General features: G+C 27.8%; 20 protein-coding genes, 5 tRNA genes and 1 other RNA gene. 11 read left to right on the forward strand and 15 right to left on the reverse strand.

Annotated elements, in window-relative coordinates; genetic code table 11:
* The 8 genes from dnaX to ACPKM0_RS11475 form a co-directional block, all read right to left on the reverse strand.
* Positions 1-1,337, reverse strand: a 1,337-nt coding sequence (gene dnaX / locus ACPKM0_RS11440) for a DNA polymerase III subunit gamma/tau (RefSeq protein ID WP_472476089.1), incomplete at its 3' end; no start/stop codon positions are given.
* A 71-nt stretch (positions 1,338-1,408) separates the two neighbouring features.
* An RNA gene (ffs, locus tag ACPKM0_RS11445) (signal recognition particle sRNA small type) lies at positions 1,409-1,507 on the reverse strand.
* 9 nt (positions 1,508-1,516) lie between these two features.
* Positions 1,517-1,602 (reverse strand) — tRNA-Ser (locus ACPKM0_RS11450).
* 46 nt (positions 1,603-1,648) lie between these two features.
* Positions 1,649-1,736, reverse strand: a tRNA-Ser gene (locus ACPKM0_RS11455).
* A 25-nt stretch (positions 1,737-1,761) separates the two neighbouring features.
* Positions 1,762-1,835, reverse strand: a tRNA-Arg gene (locus ACPKM0_RS11460).
* Positions 1,836-1,970: 135 nt separating this feature from the next.
* Positions 1,971-2,633 (reverse strand): Crp/Fnr family transcriptional regulator, encoded by a 663-nt coding sequence (locus ACPKM0_RS11465; RefSeq protein ID WP_472476091.1) that lies wholly within the window; start codon positions 2,631-2,633, stop codon positions 1,971-1,973.
* A gap of 102 nt (positions 2,634-2,735) precedes the next feature.
* Positions 2,736-2,822 (reverse strand) — tRNA-Ser (locus ACPKM0_RS11470).
* Between the two features lie 31 nt (positions 2,823-2,853).
* Positions 2,854-2,938, reverse strand: a tRNA-Ser gene (locus ACPKM0_RS11475).
* Positions 2,939-3,121: 183 nt separating this feature from the next.
* Here ACPKM0_RS11475 and ACPKM0_RS11480 point away from each other — a divergent pair.
* Positions 3,122-4,537: a M28 family metallopeptidase gene (locus tag ACPKM0_RS11480; RefSeq protein WP_472476093.1), complete on the forward strand. Its 1,416-nt coding sequence runs from the start codon at positions 3,122-3,124 to the stop codon at positions 4,535-4,537.
* On the opposite strand, the gene ACPKM0_RS11485 is transcribed toward ACPKM0_RS11480, so the two are convergent.
* Positions 4,534-5,145 carry a YigZ family protein gene (locus tag ACPKM0_RS11485; protein ID WP_472476095.1) on the reverse strand — a complete coding sequence of 204 codons (612 nt, stop codon included), beginning with the start codon at positions 5,143-5,145 and terminating at the stop codon, positions 4,534-4,536. The two genes, ACPKM0_RS11480 and ACPKM0_RS11485, sit on opposite strands and share 4 nt — an antisense overlap.
* Positions 5,146-5,333: 188 nt before the next feature.
* Between ACPKM0_RS11485 and ACPKM0_RS11490 the strand changes: the two genes are divergently transcribed.
* Positions 5,334-5,660 carry a hypothetical protein gene (locus tag ACPKM0_RS11490; protein ID WP_472476097.1) on the forward strand — a complete coding sequence of 109 codons (327 nt, stop codon included), beginning with the start codon at positions 5,334-5,336 and terminating at the stop codon, positions 5,658-5,660.
* A 35-nt stretch (positions 5,661-5,695) separates the two neighbouring features.
* Here the strand turns inward: ACPKM0_RS11490 and ACPKM0_RS11495 are convergent, their stop codons facing one another.
* On the reverse strand, positions 5,696-6,610 hold the full coding sequence (locus ACPKM0_RS11495) for an 8-oxo-dGTP diphosphatase (protein WP_472476099.1): 915 nt from the start codon (positions 6,608-6,610) through the stop codon (positions 5,696-5,698).
* Positions 6,611-6,802: 192 nt separating this feature from the next.
* On the opposite strand from ACPKM0_RS11495, the gene deoC reads away from it, so the two are divergent.
* Together deoC and ACPKM0_RS11505 are read left to right on the forward strand one after the other, a co-directional pair.
* Positions 6,803-7,465: a deoxyribose-phosphate aldolase gene (gene deoC, locus ACPKM0_RS11500; RefSeq protein ID WP_472476101.1), complete on the forward strand. Its 663-nt coding sequence runs from the start codon at positions 6,803-6,805 to the stop codon at positions 7,463-7,465.
* Positions 7,452-8,579, forward strand: coding sequence for a thymidine kinase (locus tag ACPKM0_RS11505; RefSeq protein ID WP_472476103.1), 1,128 nt, complete (start codon positions 7,452-7,454; stop codon positions 8,577-8,579). Before deoC ends, ACPKM0_RS11505 begins: the two co-directional genes overlap by 14 nt.
* On the opposite strand, the gene ACPKM0_RS11510 is transcribed toward ACPKM0_RS11505, so the two are convergent.
* Entirely contained in the window at positions 8,569-9,456 is an 888-nt protein-coding gene (locus ACPKM0_RS11510; protein WP_472476105.1) for a hypothetical protein, read from the reverse strand. The two genes, ACPKM0_RS11505 and ACPKM0_RS11510, sit on opposite strands and share 11 nt — an antisense overlap.
* A gap of 231 nt (positions 9,457-9,687) precedes the next feature.
* Here ACPKM0_RS11510 and ACPKM0_RS11515 point away from each other — a divergent pair, with 231 nt between their 5' ends.
* Positions 9,688-10,371, forward strand: a complete 684-nt coding sequence (locus ACPKM0_RS11515) for a metallophosphoesterase family protein (RefSeq protein WP_472476107.1) — start codon at positions 9,688-9,690, stop codon at positions 10,369-10,371.
* Between the two features lie 17 nt (positions 10,372-10,388).
* The gene (locus ACPKM0_RS11520; protein WP_472476109.1) at positions 10,389-11,303 is read left to right on the forward strand and encodes a transcriptional regulator; all 915 of its coding nucleotides are present in this window, start codon (positions 10,389-10,391) and stop codon (positions 11,301-11,303) included.
* Between the two features lie 63 nt (positions 11,304-11,366).
* Here the strand turns inward: ACPKM0_RS11520 and ACPKM0_RS11525 are convergent, their stop codons facing one another.
* Positions 11,367-11,957 carry a flavodoxin family protein gene (locus ACPKM0_RS11525; protein WP_472476111.1) on the reverse strand — a complete coding sequence of 197 codons (591 nt, stop codon included), beginning with the start codon at positions 11,955-11,957 and terminating at the stop codon, positions 11,367-11,369.
* A gap of 102 nt (positions 11,958-12,059) precedes the next feature.
* On the opposite strand from ACPKM0_RS11525, the gene ACPKM0_RS11530 reads away from it, so the two are divergent.
* On the forward strand, positions 12,060-12,626 hold the full coding sequence (locus tag ACPKM0_RS11530; RefSeq protein ID WP_472476113.1) for a manganese efflux pump MntP: 567 nt from the start codon (positions 12,060-12,062) through the stop codon (positions 12,624-12,626).
* A 46-nt stretch (positions 12,627-12,672) separates the two neighbouring features.
* On the opposite strand, the gene ACPKM0_RS11535 is transcribed toward ACPKM0_RS11530, so the two are convergent.
* On the reverse strand, positions 12,673-13,413 hold the full coding sequence (locus ACPKM0_RS11535) for a FadR/GntR family transcriptional regulator (RefSeq protein WP_472476115.1): 741 nt from the start codon (positions 13,411-13,413) through the stop codon (positions 12,673-12,675).
* A 655-nt stretch (positions 13,414-14,068) separates the two neighbouring features.
* Between ACPKM0_RS11535 and htpG the strand changes: the two genes are divergently transcribed.
* Positions 14,069-15,955, forward strand: a complete 1,887-nt coding sequence (gene htpG, locus ACPKM0_RS11540) for a molecular chaperone HtpG (protein ID WP_472476117.1) — start codon at positions 14,069-14,071, stop codon at positions 15,953-15,955.
* Between the two features lie 123 nt (positions 15,956-16,078).
* Positions 16,079-16,933 carry a mechanosensitive ion channel family protein gene (locus tag ACPKM0_RS11545; protein WP_472476119.1) on the forward strand — a complete coding sequence of 285 codons (855 nt, stop codon included), beginning with the start codon at positions 16,079-16,081 and terminating at the stop codon, positions 16,931-16,933.
* A gap of 7 nt (positions 16,934-16,940) precedes the next feature.
* Here ACPKM0_RS11545 and ACPKM0_RS11550 read toward each other — a convergent pair whose 3' ends face one another.
* The gene (locus ACPKM0_RS11550) at positions 16,941-17,540 is read right to left on the reverse strand and encodes an SAM-dependent methyltransferase (RefSeq protein ID WP_472476121.1); all 600 of its coding nucleotides are present in this window, start codon (positions 17,538-17,540) and stop codon (positions 16,941-16,943) included.
* A 727-nt stretch (positions 17,541-18,267) separates the two neighbouring features.
* On the opposite strand from ACPKM0_RS11550, the gene ACPKM0_RS11555 reads away from it, so the two are divergent.
* Both ACPKM0_RS11555 and ACPKM0_RS11560 read left to right on the forward strand, forming a co-directional pair.
* Positions 18,268-18,900 (forward strand): rhomboid family intramembrane serine protease, encoded by a 633-nt coding sequence (locus tag ACPKM0_RS11555; protein WP_472476123.1) that lies wholly within the window; start codon positions 18,268-18,270, stop codon positions 18,898-18,900.
* A gap of 78 nt (positions 18,901-18,978) precedes the next feature.
* Positions 18,979-19,491, forward strand: coding sequence for an ankyrin repeat domain-containing protein (locus ACPKM0_RS11560; RefSeq protein ID WP_472476124.1), 513 nt, complete (start codon positions 18,979-18,981; stop codon positions 19,489-19,491).
* A 362-nt stretch (positions 19,492-19,853) separates the two neighbouring features.
* On the opposite strand, the gene ACPKM0_RS11565 is transcribed toward ACPKM0_RS11560, so the two are convergent.
* Positions 19,854-21,614, reverse strand: coding sequence for a proline--tRNA ligase (locus ACPKM0_RS11565; protein ID WP_472476125.1), 1,761 nt, complete (start codon positions 21,612-21,614; stop codon positions 19,854-19,856).
* Positions 21,615-21,873 lie beyond the last annotated feature (259 nt).

A 21,873-nucleotide genomic window follows, 5' to 3' on the forward strand; every position in this document is an offset into this window, starting at 1 on the left:
TGCTTTTGTAATTCAGCTTGCTTTTGTAATTCAGCTTGCTTTTGTAATTCAGCTTGCTTTTGTAATTCAGCTTGCTTTTGTAATTCAGCTTGCTTTTGTAATTCAGCTTGCTTTTGTAATTCAGCTTGCTTTTGTAGTTCAGCTTGTTTAGAAGTATTAGATTCTTCTAAATCATCCTCTTTATTAATATTGTTTAAGAGGATTTCTTTCTTTAATTGGTTGATTTTTTGCATTACAACTACAGGTGAAGCTAATTGTTGTAAATTTTGTAGTTTATTAATTGCCAATTCTAATTCAAATCTAGGGTTAATTGAATATTTAATCTCTTTATATAAGTTAATAAATAGTTCAAACCCTGCTTCTATTTGCTCTGTAGTATAAGAATTAATAATAATTTCAGGAATATCTTTTACTTGGGCTCCTAAAATATTTGGATCATTTATTCCTTGTTTTAGTAATAAAATAGTTCTAAAGTAAGATGCAAAATCTTTAATACATTGTTCGACAGAAATTCCACTTAGAAGCATATTATTTAAAGAATATACAACTTTATCCATATTTTTAGTTAATAGATTAGTAATTATTATGTTTATTTGATCAAACCCAACTAAGCCTAATTTATCTTTTATTTTTTCAAGAGTAATATGTTCATCGCTAAAAGATACTATTTGATCAAATAATGTATATGCATCTCTCATAGAGCCTGTAGCTTCTTTAGCTATCCAAAAGATAGCATCATCTTCAGCTTTAATATTAAGGTCTTTTGTTGCATCTTTTAAGCAATTGCTAATAGTCTCTATATTTATTAGTTGAAAGTGGAATTGTTGACATCTACTTCTAATTGTTGCAGGTACTTTTTGTGTTTCTGTAGTTGCAAAAATAAAAATTGTATAACTTGGTGGTTCTTCAATAGTTTTTAATAAAGCGTTAAAAGCGCTTTTAGATAGCATGTGTACTTCGTCTATAATATATATCTTATAACGGCCTTTTTGAGGGTGAAAACGTACTTCTTCTTTGATATTTCTTATATCATCGACACTATTGTTGCTAGCACCATCAATTTCAATAACATCACTGCAGTTACCTTTTGTAATTTCTTTACAAAGTTCACAAACACCACAAGGTGTAGGAGTAGGTCCTTTTTCACAATTTAATGCTTTAGCTAATAATCTAGCTGAAGAAGTTTTTCCAACGCCTCTTGGTCCACAAAAGAGATAAGCGTGAGCGATTCTATTGGATTTTATTGAATTTTTAATTGTTGAAACAACAAATTCTTGACCGACTAAATTATCAAAAGTTTGAGGTCTTTTCCTTGTCGCAGTAACTTCATAAGCCATGATTGTTTTCTCCTATAAAAATAATTATAGCATAAATCTATTGAAATTAAATATGAATATAAATAAAAAACAGCTGGTAAATCACCCATATCTCATGAAAAAATCACTTACCGCTGCTACCTTCCGGTCCTGACGGGGTTGGGCAATCATTCATAGTATGGAATCTACCAGCTGAAAAACGGAGAGAGAGGGATTCGAACCCTCGGTGCCTTTCGGGCACATACGCCTTCCAAGCGTACACCTTCGACCACTCGGACATCTCTCCATAAATGGGTCTAAGCTATTTCTTACTGAAAAGTGTAAAAAAATATCGGAGAGAGAGGGATTCGAACCCTCGGTAACGTGATACGCTACAACGGATTTCGAGTCCGTCTCCTTCGACCTCTCGGACATCTCTCCAGTAATATAACTGAATGCTTAATGACGAGACCTAGAGGATTCGAACCTCCGACCCTCAGTTCCGCAAACTGATGCTCTATCCAGCTGAGCTAAGGTCTCAATAATAAAAAACAAAAGGATAATAAGTTCTTTTACTTCCTTTATTTACGAAAGTCGACTATAGTCTTTTTTCTAAAATATGTCAAGTGGTAAAAACTTTAGATATTTTTTACTAACCTACATAATCGTAATGATTTAGAGTAGTGTAAATGAATTTTTATTGAAGTCTAATATTCCATCTTGTTTTAATTTCATAAGTTCTTTACTTAGTGCACTTCTATTTACAACAAGGAAATCTGCTAATTCTTGTCTATTAAAAGGTATTTCAAAGGTTTTGCTGTTTTTTTGAACTGATATAGTCTTTAAATATGAAAGAATTTTATCTTCTATTGTTCTTTTTGATAAAATTCCAATTTTTTTATTCATTGAACTAGCTTTTGTTGCAAATATTTGAAGCAAATTAATAATTAATGTTGTATGAAAGGTGCAAGCATAATGGCAAGGGTGAATGATTTTATTAAAATTTAAAAATAAGATTTTACTTGATGATGCTGAAATTATAGAAATTTCTAAAGGTTTTTTTTCAAAAGCATAAATTTCTCCAAACATGTCATTTTTAGTTAATTTTCGAAGTATGGAATTATTCCCCCAGAAGTCTACTCTTTCAACTTTCAAAGTGCCTTCTAATATTATTCCAACTTTTTCTATAGAATCTCCTTGGTGTAATATAATTTGCTCTTTAGAATAATTTTTAATAGTTGCATTCAAGCAGGGAAGTAATGCTTTTAAATTTTCTTCACTAATATTTTGAAAAAGTTTATTTTTGTTTATATCATTTATGTATTTATCGACATCCATTTATTTTCCTCTTTATATTTTGGATTGTAAAGGATAATTATAATTCTATCAAACTTTTTTTAAAGACAAAAAAAGTTCTTGAAAAAATCAAGAACCTTATTTCGGAGAAGGGGGGATTCGAACCCCCGGACCCGTTACCAGGTCAACTCCTTAGCAGGGAGCCCGATTCGGCCACTCTCGCACCTCTCCAAATTGCTAACCTATATAATAATGTTAGTAGCGGAGAGAAAGGGATTCGAACCCTTGGTGAGTTTCCCCACGGTAGTTTTCAAGACTACTGCCTTCGACCACTCGGCCATCTCTCCATTTTTGTATTGACAACTAATGTGTCAACAGAAACATAATATATCGGTACGGTTGAATTTAGTCAAGATATTTTTTAATTTATTTCCACATCATTAATAAAAAAATGGCAATTTCTATTTAAACAAATTAAAAACATGATTACAATATAAATGATTCAAAGTAAAAAAACGGAGATTGTGATTTTGATTAAGCTAAATAATTTTTTTAAAAAAGAGAAAAAAATAAAAGAAACTAGTTTGACAAAGCCAGATTTACATACTCATAGGAAATCTCCCTTAGAAGCTTTTAAAGCTATAAAACTTGCTGATGATGCAATTTCAGAAACAGATGAAATGATAAAAGATTTTGGTCCACGGTGTACAGGAAGTGATTCTTGTATTAATTGTGGTTCCGCTATTGAGAATAAATTAAAACAATTTTGTGATTTTACTTCAACTCAAAGTTTTAATCACAAAGGTTTATCTCATGGTTTATGGATTAAATTATTACCGTATGTTTATTTAACAACACTTCTTTTATTATTATTTGGGTTTTCAATTATTCCTTTACTCGTAAATATTAGTTTTATTTATTATGTTTATAGTGTTTTTATCATATATAAACCAATTTTTGAAAAAAATATAAAAGATACAAAAGGAAAAAATATACATGGTGTAATTGAACCAGATGGGAATGTAACTCAAACAATTATTTTTTCTGCACACCATGATAGCGCACAATTAATGAACAAAAATAGAGGAGAAAAGGGTTATTTTACTAAAGTTGAATTGCCTTTACTTTTATACGCATGCTCAATTATTTTAAATTTAATCGAGATATTCGTTGAAATATTTACAGGTAGATTATTAAAAATAGGTTTCCCTCAATTAACATCTTTATTAATAATAATTTTATTAATATGTGTTTTTCCAATTGTAATAAAGCTAAAATATTATTATTCAGATAAAGCGTCTCCTGGTGCTGGGGATAATTTAATTAGTACTAATATCTTAATACAACTAGCCAAATATTATGATTGGGCTAAAAAAAATAATAAAGGACTAAAAAATACAAGAATAATATTTATAAGTTTTGATGCAGAAGAAGTTGGATTAAGAGGATCAAAAGTTTGGTTTGAAAAGCATGAAGCTTTATTGAAGAATCCACTTCAATTGAATTTTGATTGTATATATAATTCTGATGATTTAGTATTTATTGATAGTGATATAAATGGATTAGTTTCATTAGATAAAGATATGGCCAATAAATGTGTAAAATTAGCAAATGATATGGGATATAGAGCAACTAGTCATCCTTTACCTTTTTTAAGCGGTGCTACTGATGCAGCTAATGGTATGATTAATGGCGTGAAAGCTGTAACTTTAATGGCTGTAGATTTGGAAAAAGGCTTAAAAAATACATACTTTCATACAGAAGAAGATACCGTTGATAAAATAGAGAATAAAGCAGTTGAAAAAGCTATTTCAATAGCAATAAAGTTATCAAAAGTAATAGATAATAATGAGTTTGATGATGAAAATATCATACAGGAAAAAGAAGATGAACCTGAAGAAGATCTTCTAGAAAAAATTAAATTTAATAAAATATCAAGACGTTAAAAATCTAATTTTGAAAAAGTTATAATATCTTTTGCATTAGAAAGTTCTATTATTTCTTTTTGTAATAACTCTTCCATAGAGTATGGAAGCGTTCCTTTAATGGTAACATGCGTTTCAAAATTTTCATCTAAAATTGAAGTTGAAAAATCTTTTAAAACTAATTTAATTTTTTCATATCTATCATATGATGTTTTAATTATAAATTCACTTTTTTTTATCAATTCTTCGCTTGTTATTTCAAGTAAAGCATTTTTAGTGCTTTCACCATATGCTTTTACAAGACCTCCTGTTCCTAACAAAGTCCCTCCAAAATATCTAATAATAAGTACTGCAATATTAGTTAACCCACTGCCCTTTAAAACTTCAAAAGCTGGTTTACCTGCTGTATTTTTTGGTTCTTTGTCATCACTAAAGCTATAGATAGTGCCTTGATTCCCTAATATAGCAGCATGGACAACATGTCTTGCATTAGGATGGTCCTTTCGGGTTTTATTAATTAGGAGTTTTAATTCATCGTAATTATTGATTCTTGTTGCAATAGTTATAAATTTAGATTTTTTAATTATTAATTCTGTAGTTACTTGGTTTGTTGGGACTCTTAGACTCATAAATAATATATTAATCAAGTGAAAAATAGTAATCAAGAAGTTTCTTTCTTTTTTTAATAGTTTTATGGTTTAATTTATTTTACTTTTAAGTTATTTTAAGACATTTAGTAAGTAAATATTATCTGATAAAAGAAGTATTTAAAATTTTAAATTGGTATTATATCAATAAATATATTAGGAAGTGTTTTATGAAATTTGATGATGGTTCAAAAAAAATATTTTTAAATGAGTTAAACAAACATAATAATAAAGCTGTTTACTTTTTTATTAAGAAAACATGTAGTTCAAGTACTATTAATGTTGATTTAACAGATGAAGGTGAAATTGAAATAGTAGATGACGTACCTGTGGTTTATGGAGAAGGAGCTAAAGAAGCGTTAGAGAACGCAAAATTTGTTTTAGATGAAAATGGGTTATCTTTATTAGATTTGAAGCCAGTTGCAAGCGAATCTTGCTCATGTGGTTCTGAATCAGATGAAGGCTGCTTTTGTGGTGATGATTGTAGTTGTCATTAATATTTTAGGGATTGTTAATTAACAATCCCTAAATTTTATTCAAAAGTAATATCATGTGAGAGCATTTTCTCTCCATCAAAGATAAAGTTTCCAACAAACTTTTCACCGTTTAGAGCTCTTTCTAACCAAAGTTTATCATCTTCCCACATTTTATCTAATGGAAGCTCATTGATAGGACACCAGAATGGAGTTGCCTCTTCATTATCTTTGAGTTCTCCCTCGGCATCTTCTCCGATGTATACATATCCTCTCATTGAAAGACCATCTTTAAATTGGAAATTTAGAGTACCAACATATTCAAGATTTTCAGTTGTATAACCTGTTTCTTCAGTAAACTCTCTATAAGCTGCTTCAATAGCTGTTTCTTCAAGTTCTATATGTCCTCCAGGTCCATTTATTAAGCCTTTGCCTATTCCTTGTTTTTTGTTAATCAATAAAACCTTGTTATCTTTTTTTACATAAGCTAATACGCATCTTTCTTCAGGATCCCAAGCATCCCAATCAAGTTCTTCTACAGTGTCAGGACAAACAAATTTGTTTTCTTCTTCTTCTTGTAAAAGTTTTTCTTCTTCTTGCTTTCTCTTTTTTTCTGCTTCTTCAGGATGCGCTTCTAACCAACAATCGTTGCATAAATTTTCATCTCCACCAATAATGTGATTAAAATCTAGTTTTTTATTACATGATTTGCAATGAAGTCTAAAAGGCCAAACTTTATCTCTGAAAATATAACCGATTGCTATTGGAATAATTATTGCGACATAACCTAAGTATGTAGGCAATTCTTTAATAATAACTAAAACTACTAGTATATTATATAAAAGTAATAATGCAGCAATATATATTGTTGCAAAACGTTTTTTTTCTGAGTGGTCTAGTTTTCTTTGAGAAATGTTTATTAATAAAACAAACATTAAAAACCACATAAAATTATCTGCGAATATTTGTAACATGAAGTAAGAGTATCGAGTAAAGGCTTTATTAGTCAATATTACTACTCTTTATTCTAAAAAACTAAATAAATTAATTATGTTATAAATTAATTTCTATTAGTTGCTTTAGATTATAGTATCGAGTAAAATAACTTAAGTAAATTAATCTTTTTTTATGGAGGAAGTTAAGTTTCTGACTTAACAAAATTAACTATGAATATTGCATCATATATAGATCATACTGTTTTAGCTGCAGATACATCAAAAGAAAAAATAAATACATTGTGTAATGAAGCTATTGAATATCATTTTGCTTCTGTTTGTATAAACAGTTGCCGTGTAAAAGAATGTGCTAAGAAATTAAAGAATACTGATGTTTCTGTTTGTACTGTTGTTGGATTTCCATTAGGTGCTATGAGTACTAAAGCAAAAGCTTTTGAAGCTGAAGAAGCTGTTAGAGATGGTGCTGATGAAATTGATATGGTAATTAATATCGGTTGGTTAAAAGATTCTAAAGATGATTTAGTTTTAAAAGATATCCAAAGCGTTAAAGAAGCTTGTGGAGATAAATTATTAAAAGTAATTATTGAAACTTGTCTACTTACTGATGAAGAAAAAGTTAAAGCTTGTGCCCTTTCAAAAAAGGCTGGGGCTGATTATGTTAAAACTTCAACAGGATTTTCAAAGGGTGGTGCTAAAGTTGAAGATATTGCACTAATGAGAAAAACAGTTGGAAAAGAGTTAGGAGTAAAAGCTAGTGGAGGAATCCATAGTTATGAAGAAGCTAAAGCTATGATTGATGCTGGAGCAACTAGAATTGGTGCTAGTTGTGGAGTAGCTATTGTAACTGGAGCAACTTCAGATGCTGAATATTAAAGAAAAAAAAGGGGAAACTTCAGACTTTTTGACAAGTTTGGGTTTTCCTTCTCTTACTGTTTTAGATACTTTTACTCATTTTGATTTTACTCTTCCTGGGCGTAGAGTTTTACTAATTGGTCCAATGGGGTCTGGTAAAACTGAATTTGCAGCTAGAGTTTGGAGAGATGCTAATGTAGCTCAAAAGAAAAGTGATATTGTAAAAAAAGCAACAAGTTATAAAAATATTGATAGACGTAATGTCTTTTTTATTAGATCTGAAGTAGATGGCGATAGATTTAAAGATTATCCTGAAGATGCATTAGCTTTTAGATCAGGTTACGTTAGGTGTGGAAATAATATAGCAAAAATAAAAGACTCTTTTGGTCTTGAGAAAGTTATTGAAGATAATCCAACTGTTGGTACCTATATTATTGATGAAGCTTCATTTTTTGATGAAAGATTAGCTTACGTTGTTAGAAATAATAGCCTTGAAAAAGGAATAATGTTTATTTTTCCAACACTAGTTTTGAATTTTAGAAGAGATTTATTTAATTCTACAGCTAGGTTAATGCTAGATGTAGCAACAGATGTAATCCCATTAACAGCTTATTGCGAACATCCAGATTGTCTAGAACATGCTTTCTTTACTTATAGATATTATAAAGTTGATGGAAAAGAATGTCCTGCTTTATATTTTGATCCTCTAATTATAGTTGGAGGAGATAGAGAAAAATCTTCATCATTAGAACCTGATTATGAGGCTAGATGTGATAAGCATCACTTTTTACCTGGTAAAGAATATACTTATTACCATTTAAAACCATTAGGAGAACTATCAGCAAGAGGTGAATCAGCGCCATTAATCAAGGAATTGAAAAATATAAAAGAAAATATAGAAGAATCATATCTATATAAAAATATATATAGTAGATATAAGGATTATGAAAATTCTGAGGTTTATTATAATTCTTTATTACCTGATAATATAAGTGAAAAGGCTTTATTATATTTATATTGTGAACAGAATTTAGTTTCAGAACAATTACTAATTAAGATAGCTAATGAATTAAAACTTGATAAAAATTATTTGAAAAAAGTTGCTTTTGATAATAGACATCCAATCAATTTTTAATTGAAATATCTAAATCTAAACTATAACAAAGCTTTTCAACTTCTTTTAAAAGCTTTGTTATTTTTATGGTTCTATTTATTTTTAAAGCATTTACTGTTTTGAGAAGATTTATAATTGTTTCAAAACGATATGTATTGTAAATACCTTTTTCAGCAATTTTATTTTTTAAGGAATTTATTTCATGTATAGCCATAAAATTGATTATAGCTAAACCATAGGATAGTTGTTCATCAATAATTGGTTTTTTAGAATTTTCTTTTAAATAAATAATATCATCTTCTAAATTTTTAAATGTTAGTAAATCAAGAAAATAAGTGTCGTAGGTAAAGTTCTTATTCATTATATGCTCATAATACTTTAATAAATTGTTACATTCTTCAATATTAAAAAAATTTTCTAAGACTTCTATTTTTTGTGATAGAAAAAGAATGGCTTTTTTAATTTCTTGAGTTTTGTTTGGAAGTTTACCAATTTTGTATTTTAAGAAAGAAACATCATATAAAATAGTAAAATCAAATAACGAACAATTTTCTTTTATCTTCATTAGAATTAATGCATATATAATCTTCCAATGTTCTCCATAGTATGTTTCTAAACGATCTCTTAATTCATGAGTGTATTTATAAAGGAAAATTGATGCCCCAAATTCAAAACAATTAATTGAGTTAATACTTTCCCTATCTTTTTTTAAAATAAGTCCATTTTCAGTAATAGTTCCAATTAGTTTTCCACTTTTCTTTTTTGCTTTTCCTTTTGTTGAATCCCAAACAGAACTTCTTTCATATAGATACCAATGGCCATTAATATATTTAATTTCTGTTCCTGTTGGCTTTTTAAAATTAAGAATCCATTCAGGTCTATTATGTTTAATTTCCATTTGTTACCTCATATGTTAACTTTATTTTATTGCTTTAAAAGCTTTATAGTCTAGAAAAACTATTTGTTATAAAGTGTTAAAATATAATTATTTACAGCTTATTATATAATATATCTTAGGATAAAAAAAGTTTGTTAATTATTATTTTTAATTTATTTTAATTAGAAGAAAAAAGATAAAACATTGTCAATTTCGGCTTTTCTATTGTAAAATGGCAGAAAAGGAGAAGAAATGAATATACTATGTATTTCGGATGAAAAAGATATGTTAGTTTATTCTCAACATATAAAAAGTCATTTTAAAGATATTGATTTAGTAATTGCTGCAGGAGATTTATCCCTAAGGTATTATGAGTTTATTATTTCTTCATTAAATAAACCTTTGTATTTTGTTTTTGGAAATCATAATTTAGAAGACTTTAATAAGTATATGAGCTCTTCTCAAGACCAAGAACAACATGATTTACATTCTAATTTGAATCATGCATATAGTGGAGAATGTATTGAGGGAAAAGTTATTAGAGATAAAAAGACGGGATTAATAATTGCAGGATTAGGCGGTTCTTATAAATATAACAAAGGTCAAAGTCAATATACTGAGTTAGAAATGAGAGCTCGTATCTTTAAAATGATTCCAAAACTAGTAGTAAATAAAATTAAATACGGAAGATATTTAGATATCTTAGTTACACATGCTTCTCCTTTAGGATATAATGATGATAAGGATCTTTGCCATAGAGGTTTTGCTAGCTTTTTGACATTTATGGACTTATTTAAACCTAAATATGTTTTGCATGGTCATATCCATTTGATTGATTCAAATGCTAGAAGAAGAGTTGTTTATAGACAAACTAACATAATTAATGTATATAAGTCGTATGTTCTTAAAGATGATAGAATAGGAGATACTAAATAATATTAGTAGGAAAAAAAATGAATGACTATAACTTAAATAATCAAACTGAAGAAAATTTTGAGAGAGCAAAGAATAGAGCAAAAATTCAGGTTTTATTATCAAAATTAAAATGGGAAAATTCTGATTTATTATCTTTGTATGAAGTTACCGAGTTAATTAAACCACGTAGCCAATCTTATATAGGATTAAAGTCTATCCCTATAAAAGATATTATAGGAAGTGAAGGTCGTGCAAGAGATTTTTCAAAAGCTTTTTATCCAAAAAGAGAGCTTCTAAAAGAAAGATGGAAAAGTATCGATAAAGCTCATTTGCAATATATTGATTTACCTGCAATTAGTGTTTATAAACTTGGCCAGTGGTATTTTGTAAGAGATGGAAATCATAGAGTTTCTGTTGCAAAAAGCCAAGGTTCAGAATTTATTGATGCAGATATAGTTGAATTAGATTCTCAAATACCTTTAAAACAAGGTATGACAATGCGTGATTTAAGAAAAAAAGTTGTTGATTTTGAAAGACAAGAGTTTTTAAATCAATATCATTTTGAGGATATTCTGCCTATAAATGAAATTGTTTTTTCTGCCTCTGGAATGTATCCTGAAGTTTTGAATCATATAAATGTTCATAAATATTATTTAAATGAAGATTCTGAAAAAGAAATACCTTATGAAAAAGCTGTAAAAAGTTGGTATAATACCGTTTATGCTCCAATAATTAAGGAAGTAAGAAAATTAAATTTATTATCTTCTTTTCCTGGTAATACTGAAGGTGATTTATATATATGGATTGTTCGACATTGGGAAGAATTAAAAAATATAAGTAATTCTCAAAAAGTGTCTATTGAAAGCGCTACTTTAGATTATAAAGTAAGATATTCTAAAGGATTTTGGGAAAGATTAATAAAACGTATATTAAATTTCTTTTTTAAAAAATAAAAAAAGGTCAGTTTTGAAATAGTTTTCAAGTACTGACCCTTTTTATCTATAAATAAAAATATATTATTCTTGAATATATGCAGCTAATATATCAGCATATGCTTCCATTACATGACCTAATTTTTGACTAGGTCTAATTAAGTTTTCTTTACCGGCAAGATGAACTAATCCCGCAACAGGTTGATTATCAGATTCAAAATCTGTATGTACTCCAAAAGGAATATGAAGCATTCCCATATTTTGAGCCCATAGCAACATTGAATCTATAGCATGTGCACCTTCGCATGTTGAATGCATACAACTTGTAAAACAAGCAAAAAACTTTGATTCTAAATCTCTTGTTTCAGAAAGAGAAAAAGTTGAATCTAAAAAAGCTTTCATTTCAGCGCTTACATTTCCAAATAAAGTGGGACAACCTAAAATAACCATTTCGCTTTTGTTTAATGTTGAAGTGTTTGCTATAGGTAGAGCTAAAATGTCTTCTAAAAAGTCATTTGCAGTTTCAAATTTATTTGCCCAAATATGTAAATCTTCATCAGTAACTCTGTAGAGTCTAGCATCGCAACTTCTTTCGATTAGTAATTCTTGCAAATACTGTCCCATTATATAACAGTTTCCATTTACACTATGTATAATGATTGAACATCTTTTCATGTGCAAACCTCCTATAAATTTTTACATAATTATATCATAATAATTGTAAATTATGTTAAATTAATTCAAAATATAAAGGAATTAAGAATATAAGGGATGATTATGAGTTATTTTGAAACATTGATTATTGCATTTGGTTTAGCAATGGATGCTTTTGCAGCATCTATTAGTAAAGGAATTTGTATAAAACAAATTTCTAAAAAGCAAAGTTTAGTTATTGCTATCTTTTTTGGTGGTTTTCAATTTCTTATGCCCTTTATAGGATATTATTTAGGGCTTAGTATGATTGATATTATAAGTCGTTTTGATTACATAGTTTCTTTTTTACTTTTAAACTTTATTGGATTGAAAATGATATTAGAATCTTTAAACAATAGAGAATCAGAAATAGAATGCTGCAAAATAAATCAATTTTCTCTAAAGGATATTTTAGTTTTAGCAATTGTAACAAGTTTGGATGCTCTAGCTGTTGGAGTTACTTTTTCATTAACAGATAATAATTTGTTTTCCTCTACACTAACTATAGGTATTGTTACTTTTGTTTTATCATATATTGGTATATATATTGGAAGAAGCTTTGGAAACAAATATGAGAAAAAGGCAGAAGTTTTAGGAGGGGTTGTACTAATGTTAATTGGTTTCAAAATGTTGATATCACATTATATATAAAAAAATTGCAACTTTATTGTTGCAATTTTAATAGATTGTCACATGTTTATAATTTTAAATCGTCAAATTTATCAGAGATATTTGTTAAGTTAACCAGAGTTAAAGCAACAGCTAAATCAGTTTGACCATTCTCTAATGCATCAACTAAATATCGATATTCATTAACTTTCTTTTTTTTCTCAACTAAGTTTTCTTTTATTCTGTCTAAAGCAGCATATAGTTGTGGAGAAAGATTTTCATATATAGATGTTAAAATTATATTGTCGTTTGATTTAATTAATGTTGTATGAAACTCAAAATCATTTTGTTTAAAATTTCTTAATGCATCAGTATCTTTTGGATTTTCTTCTAAAATAGGAATAGCATTTTCCATTTTATTAACACATCTTCCTAAAGATCTAACAATTAACATTCTTGATGGACTTCTAGATAATTCTCTTGTAGCAGAAACTTCCATAGTTGTTCTTACTTGCATTAAGTCGGTTAATAATTTTTTATCAGGAACTTGTTTTGATAACATTGAAAGTGATAATGATTCAACAAATTGGTCTAGATTATTACTTTTAACAAGAGCTCTTTTACCTTGGCTAACTTGAATAAGGCCTTTTGCTTCTAAATTTTTAAAAGCTTCTCTAACAGATCTACTTGAGGCAGAGAATTGTTGAGCTAGTTCATGTTGGCTTGGTAGTGTTTCCCCTGCTTTATATTCTTTGTTTAAAATCATTTCTTCAAGTTTGTTTGCTATTGTAGTTGATTTGGTTTCGTTTGTAATTGGTGGTAATAACATATTTATTCCTTTTGTTATATATTCTTCTTATCTTTGATTAATTATAACATATAACATTTGACAAATGTAAGGGGGTAAACTGAAAAAAGTATAAATTTTATTAACATTTACAAACTTATAACATTAATCATTTTATTGGTAAATTGTCGAAAATAATATTGTATTTTGCATATAATTAATGATTTATTATTATTATTGATAATAATTATAATATATAAATATAAGACATAAGGCTAACAGTATTATAGTTAATATGCTATTGAATAATTATTTTATTGCAGTTTATTTTATTACTAGAGATTCTTTTTTTGTTATTTTTACTGAATCTAATTTATCATAAAAATAAATAGGTTAAGTATCATTATATATTTCTAATAAACTTGATGTAAATTATGTTAAAAAAATGTAAAAAATGTTTTACATAATTAAAAAGCTATGCAATAATAATATTTGTCGTTGTTCATACCTATTGCGATTGACCCAGCGCATAGGTATTAAGATTCTATTTATTAGAATCAAATAGGAGGTTGCCGCTTTTCCCTTTGGTTTAGCGGTATTTTTTTTGTATTTTTTCTTGCCGATGTTTATTTTTTTTTGTATTTTTTCTTATGGTATTTATTAAATAATGAAGAAGACTTTCTTCTGGAGGAAAAAAGTGGAACAAAAAAAATTTAAAACTGAAGTTTCTCAATTGTTACAATTAATCATTCATTCTCTTTATTCTCATAAAGAAATTTTTTTAAGAGAATTAGTTTCTAATTCATCTGATGCAATTGATAAACTAAAATATCTATCACTAACTGATGAAAAATTAAAAAATTATGATTTCGACCCAAGAATTGATATTGAATTTGTAGAGGGCGAAGATGCTACTATTATTTTAAAAGATAATGGATTAGGTATGAGTCATGATGATTTAAATGATAACCTTGGAACTATTGCATCAAGTGGTACTAAAAAATTTTTAGCTGCTTTAAATGATGATTTAAAGAAAGATAACAATTTAATTGGACAATTTGGTGTTGGTTTTTATAGTGCCTTTATGGTAGCTAAAAGCGTTGATGTCATTACTAAGAAAGCTGGTGAAGATCAAGCCTATAAATGGAGTAGTACTGGGGAAGGTAGTTATTCAATAGAAGAAGCAACTAGAGATGAACAAGGAACTACTTTAGTTATTCATTTAAATGAAGAAGGTTTGATGTATGCTAATCGTTGGGAAATTCAGAATTTAATTAAGAAATATAGTGATCATATTGCATATCCTATATATTTATCTTATGACCAAGAAGAAGCTGATCCTGATGGAAAAAAAGATGATGAAGGCAATCCTATAAAAACTGTTGAACATAAAGTAGAACAAATTAATAGTTGTACTGCATTATGGAGAAAAAGTAAAAGTTCTTTAAAAGAAGAAGACTATAACGAATTCTATAAAAATAATTATAGTGATGGTGATGATCCTTTATTTTATACACATGTAAAAGCAGAAGGTGTTACAGAATATACCACATTGTTCTATGTTCCTAAAAAAGCTCCTTTTGATATGAAATATGCTGATTATAAACCTGGTGTGAAACTATATGTAAAAAGAGTATATATTACAGATGATGATAAAGAATTATTACCAACATATTTAAGATTTGTTAGAGGTATTATTGATAGTGAAGATTTACCACTAAATGTTTCAAGAGAAATTTTGCAACAAAATAGAGTTATGAGCACAATTAGAAATGCAAGTGTAAAAAAACTATTAGGTGAATTTAAGAAAATTTCTGAAAATAATCCTGAATTATATAGTCAATTTATTGAAGAATATAATAGTCCTTTAAAAGAAGGATTGTACAGTGATTATGCTAATCGTGATTCTTTATTAGAACTTGTTAGATTTAAGTCTTCACAAGAAGAAGGATATGTTTCTTTTGCTCAATATAAAGAAAGAATGAGTGAAGATCAAAAAAGTATTTACTATTTAACAGGTGGTAAAGAACAAACCTTAAAATCAAGTCCTTTATTAGAAGCTTATAAGAAAAAAGGATATGAAGTGTTGATTATGCCAGAAGAAATTGATGACTTTATCATTGGTTCTGTAGCTAATTACAAAGATATTCCTCTTAAAGCAATTAATAAGAGTGGTGCTGTTGATGACTTAAAAGATGATTCAGAAGATAAAAAAGAAACAAAAGAAGAAAAAGATATAATTAAAAAAATCAAAAAAGCTTTAGGTGAAAAAGTAAGTAATGTAGTTTCTTCTTCTCGTTTAGTTGACTCTCCTGCAATTGTTGTTGTTGATGAAAATGATCCTAGTGTTCAAATGCAACAAATTTTAAGACAAATGGGTCAATCTGATATTCCAGACGCTAAACCAATATTAGAAATAAATTGTGAACATGAAATTGTAAAAAAACTTGTTGATAGTTCAGATGATGAATTTAATACAACCTTAAGTGAAGTGTTATTAGGACAAGCTATGTTAGCACAAGGTGTTATGCCTAAAGATCCTGTTGAATTTACTAAAAAACTAAATCAATTATTAGCAAAATAGTTTAAATCAAATAAAAAAAATAGATTGTTGAGTTATAGAAATATAATTCAACAATTTTTTTTCTTGTTATTTTATACATTTATCAATTAAGATAAAAGTGTACCAATTAGAAAAGGAGTTAATATGAAATCGTTAATAATACTTGAATCAGTATCAAATGATTATTCTTTGCTAAGTGTTTTAAAATTTTGGGAATCACAAGGTTTTAAAGATTTTAGTTTGAATTTAATTTCTGGAATATTTATTTTAATCTTTTCTTGGATAGTTTTAAAAATAATAATTAAATCAATTAGTCCTCTTTTGAATAAGTCAAAAAAAACAAGCGAATTAATGGCGTCTTACATATTAAAAATTGTTTCAGTAGTTGGTTGGATAATTATTATATTAACTTTTTTACAACATATAGGAATTAATATGGGTCCTTTAATTGCTGGTCTTGGAATTACTGGTATTGTTTTAGGATTGGCTTTTCAAGATTCTTTATCTAATTTCTTTGCTGGAGCTATGCTAGTAATAAATGAACCTTTTAGAAAAGGTGATTATATTGAAATTGGATCTTTAGCAGGTTCTGTTGTATCTATGGACTTAATGTGTATTACATTAAATACTTTTGATGGTAAACGTATTACAATGTCAAACAAACTGGTTTGGGGAGAGGCAATAACTAATTTCTCATATACTAAATTACGTGGGGTTTCGATGAATGTTGGAGTTCCCTATGATGCAGATTTAAAAATATGCAAAGAAGTATTTAAAGAAATGATTTCCTCCTATCCTGAAGTAGTTCTAGATCCTGCCCCTATTATAGAGGTTCACAAATTATCGGAATCTTCTGTTGATTTCTTAATTAGACCTTGGGTTGAACCACAAGACTATTGGACAATTTATTGGAGGTTTAATTCTGAGGTTATTACTAAGTTAAAAGAAAAGGGAATAGAAATACCTTTCCCTCAATTAGATGTTCATTTTGATAAATAGTAATATCTTATTTTTTATCTAGACCAATTAAAAATATTTCAAAAGAATCTGTTCTACATGCTTTAGGCTTTGCTGTTTTTGCTTTTTTGAAGACTTTACGCATTTGCATTAAAATTTCTTGTTGGCCTCCTCCTTGGAAAATTTTGATAACTAAATTTCCATGAGGTTTTAAATGTTCCATAGCTAAATAAAGAACTTGTTCTGCTAAGTTTTCACTTCTTGCTGTATCAACACTACGGTTTCCCATTGTCATTGGTGCAGCATCACTTATTATTGCATCATAAGGTCCATGTTCTACAAGTCTTTCTCTGATTTCTTTACTAAAGGCATCTCCTTGAAAGAAAGTAACAGTAGGAGGAACAGGATTTAAATTTAATGGGTTTAAATCTACAGCAACAATTGAACCTGTTTTTTTAAGTAATTTGTTATGTGTGTATAAGGTCCAAGATCCAGGAGATGCTCCAACATCTAATACTCTGTCACCCGGTTTTATTATCTTATTAGAAGCTTGTATTTCTTCTAATTTATAAACTGATCTTGCTGGATAGCCTTCTTTATGTGCTTTTTTTGTAAAAAAGTCTGCTTTGTCTCTTCTTGTCTTTGCCATGGTTGAATTGTATCAAATAAGTATTATAAAAGCGAGAGAATGAGGACAAAAAAAGACGCCGAATAAAAGGAGAGAATCGGCGTCCAAAAAGGAGGTTGAAAAAAACTGTTGCTCTGTTTTTTTATATAAATATATATGCAATAAGTGTGCCAAAAATAAAATAATATAAAAAAGATTAATTTTAGCCTTATTTTTATATTATTAATATTTTTTTTTCAAAAAATAATGTGTAAATATTTCACTTCACTTTTTTGTGTGTAAATTTTGCACACCCTATATACAAAAATATAGATGCTAACAAAGGGGGTGGGAGAGGTTTTGCTAGCATCTATAAATCACACTTAAAAAAGGAGGTTGAAAAAATCTACTCTGTTTATAAATAAGTATGCAATAAGTGTGCCAAAAAATAAGGGGGTATTTTCTTATAAATTCGTCTTTTTTTAATAAAAAAAATAACAAGTACTGTATATTTTTTTCAAATTTATAAAAATTGTGCAAAAATTTCACACTTTTAAAGTTAAATAATAAAGCAATAAAATATAAATAAAAATATTTTATTGCTTATTGAAGTTTTAATATGAAAAAAATTATTAATAATATATAAGCAATAACTGTACCAAAAAATATTAAATATATATGAAGAAAAATGTTGTTGATTATGTAAATAATTTGCATTTTTTTAATTAGTGTATTGACGATTCTACAATTGTCTAGATATCTTCTATATATGAAAACTAATTTATTAAATAAAAAATTTAAATATACTTATTCAAATGCAACTTTATATTTGATTGGAATAAACGTGTTAGTATATTTTATTATAAACTCAATTTGGCAAAATGGTGTATATTATTTATCTATGATACCTGGGTTTGTTTTAAATGGATATATTTATCAAGTATTTTCTTATATGTTTGTTCATAGTAGCTTTTCTCATTTACTTTTTAATATGTTGTCTTTATTTATATTTGGACAAGCTTTAGAAAAACGGATAGGATCTCGGGAATTTGTATTATATTATTTATTGGTAGGAACTCTATCAGGAATATTTAGTTTCTTAAGTTATTTAATTGCAGGGCAAAATGCTATTTTATTAGGAGCTTCAGGAGCTGTATATGGTATTCTTTTACTATTTGCTGTGTTTTTCCCTTTTGCAAAAGTATATATTTTTGGGATATTACCAATTAGAGCACCTCTTTTAATAATATTGTTTTTTATAATAGAACTATTTAGCCAATTTTCTGGAGTAAATACAGGTGTTGCTCATTTAACTCATTTAGCTGGATTGTTGTTTGGTTATCTATATTGTGTTTTTAGAATGAAAATTAATCCATTTGATGTATGGAAAAGAACCTTATAAGTTAGGCACTTTACAATTTTTTTGTAATTAATAATAATATGGGTAATAAGTTAATTTCTATGATAACAGGAGATTACAATGACAAAAAGTAAAGACGCATTAAATAAGGAATTATTAGATGCAGCAGTTAATGCAAAAAAGGCAAAAGAAATTAAGGATTTAATTGCGAAGGGAGCTGAAGTAAATTGTGTAAACGAATGGGGGATTACACCTCTTTTACTTGCTGCTCAAAACAATTCTGCAGTTGCTGTTTTAAATGCTTTAATAAAAGAAGGAGCTGATTTAAGTGTGGTTGATCCAGAATTTAAATCAAGTGCTTTACATTTAGCAGCAAATAACAATACTAATCCAAAAATCCTTTCAACTCTAGTGAACAACGACTGTGAATTAGAAAAGAAAAATTATTTGGGAGAGACTCCTTTATTGATGGCAGTAAAAAGTAATAAAGAAACAAAGATTTTTACAGCATTAATAAAAGAAGGTGCTGATCCATATGCAAAAGATTATCAAGGTACAAGTGTATTAGATTATGCAAAAGCAAATAAAAGAACTTATATTATTAATTCATTAAGTAAATTAGGAATTGAATAATATTAGACAAAAATAATCTAGGAATTAACTTACTAAATTTAAGCGAAATAGCTTAAAAACAAAAAAAAGCAATATTAATTATTGCTTTTTTTTGTTGTGCTTATTTGTGTTGTCAATAAAAGTAATTAGAGACGTGTAAATAAAAAATAAACTATTTCTTACTTACATTCATTATATTATGTTATATGTTTGAATAAGTCAAGAAAAAGTTATAAGTTTTTTTCAAAAAATTGTTTAAATTATATTAATTTACTAATTTAGCTATAAAATATCTATAAAAATGGAGTGTTATAAGTATGTTCTATGTTATAAGTTAAAATCCCCTTAATAAATATTAACTTATTAAAGGGATTTTTTATTATCTATAATTCAATAGTTTGTTCAATTATATTATTTTGAATTTCTTTTTTGAGTTGTTTTATAGAATTTAAAATGTCATCGTTTAGAGTTTCTAAATTAAATAAATAGCTTTCATTTAAATCTTTTCTAAATTTAATTTCTGCTTTACCTTCTTTAACACTTCTGTTTCCTAAAGTAATTCTAATTGGAATACCAATCAAATCAGCATCATTAAATTTTACACCAGGACTTTCTTTTCTATCATCAAAGAGAACATCTATACCTAAAGCTGATAGTTCGTTATATATTTTTTCACTTAAGGTTTTATCCTTAATTAAATTTATTAAATGAACTTGGTAAGGGGCAACAGTTATTGGTAATTTAAGGCCTTTTTCATCATTATATTCTTCAGCTAAACAACCTAAGAAACGACCAACACCAATACCATATGATCCCATAATTACAGGTTTTTTCTTTCCATCTACATCTGTAAAATAACAATTCATAGATTCACTGTATCTTGTTCCCAATTGGAAAATATTTCCAACTTCAATACCTCTATTTTCAGTTAATGTATGGCCACATAAACATTGGTAACCATCTTTTGCACTTGCAATATCAGCAACCTTTCCAGAATAATCTCTTCCATAATTTGTGTTTAATAAGTGATAGCCTTCTTCATTAGCGCCAGCTACTAAGTTGTTACTCTTTTTAACAGAGTCATCGACAATAATTACTGTTTTTGGATCACAGTTAATTGCAGATCCATAACCTGGAACCATCTTGTTTTGAAGGATTTCTTCAGTATGCGCAGGTCTTAGTGCATTTGCTTTTGCAACTTTTTGAAGTTTGCTTTCTTCAACATCTAAATCTCCACGAATAATAGCAACAATTAATTTTTCAGTTTCATCACCTGTTTTATCATCTACATAAGTTCCAACCATAAAGACTGCTTTAGCAGTTTGTCTTTTCTCAATGTTTAGGAAGGTGCATAATTCTTCAATAGTTTTACATTCTGGAGTTAGAACTTTTTCTAATTCTTTTTCTTCTTCTTTGTAGTATTGTTTTTTGAAAACAGCAACTTGTCTATTAGCAGTATATCCACATTTATCACAAGTCATTATAGTATCTTCACCTATTGGAGATAGGTACATATATTCATGTGAAATTTTACCACCCATCATACCTGAATCTGCTCCAACTACAATAACAGGTAATCCAGCTCGAGAGAAAATTCTAAAATATGAGTTGTAGTGCTTTTTATATTGTTCATTTAGTCCAGCTACATCTTTATCAAAACTGTAACTATCTTTCATTGTAAATTCACGAACTCTAATTAAGCCAGCTCTTGGTCTTGCATCATCTCTCCATTTTGTTTGGATTTGATAAATTAATTGAGGAAGTTGCTTATAAGATCCTATTTCATGACGTGCAATAGCAGTAGCATCTTCTTCATGAGTCATTGCTAAAACCATATCTCTATCAGCTCTATCATTGAATCGACTCATTTCTTTATCAATACTGTAATATCTTCCTGTTTCTTTCCAAATATCAGCAGGATTAACTACGGGCATTAATATTTCTTGGCCATCAATTTGATTCATTTCTTCTCTAATAATTGTTTCAATTTTAGAATTTGTAGTGTAGCCCAAAGGTAGTAGGGAAAAAATCCCTGCACCCATTTGACGAACAAACCCTGCTCTTAAAAGTAATTCATAACCTTTACTTTCTGCTGCGCTTGGTGCTTCCCTTAATGTTTTGGAAAACATTTTGCTCATTCTCATAGTATTTCTCCTGATATTGATTTTTTCAATGATGGTATTGTATCAAAATTGCTTATTCACTACAAGATTTTTACATTAATTATGAATCTAAATTTGTATATTAAAATAGAAAGAATATCTTTCTTGTTTATTTTCACTAATTTTTTTTTGTGCTATAATTTAGCAATATAAAAAATGGATATTAAAAAAACTTGTTTGTATTAAAAATTAGGAAAAATAAGCAAGTTTATTGTCTGCTAAGCTATTACTTTTTTAGTGA

Origin of the sequence: Pleomorphochaeta sp. (assembly GCF_050031695.1) — a bacterium.
GTDB lineage: Bacteria > Spirochaetota > Spirochaetia > Sphaerochaetales > Sphaerochaetaceae > Pleomorphochaeta.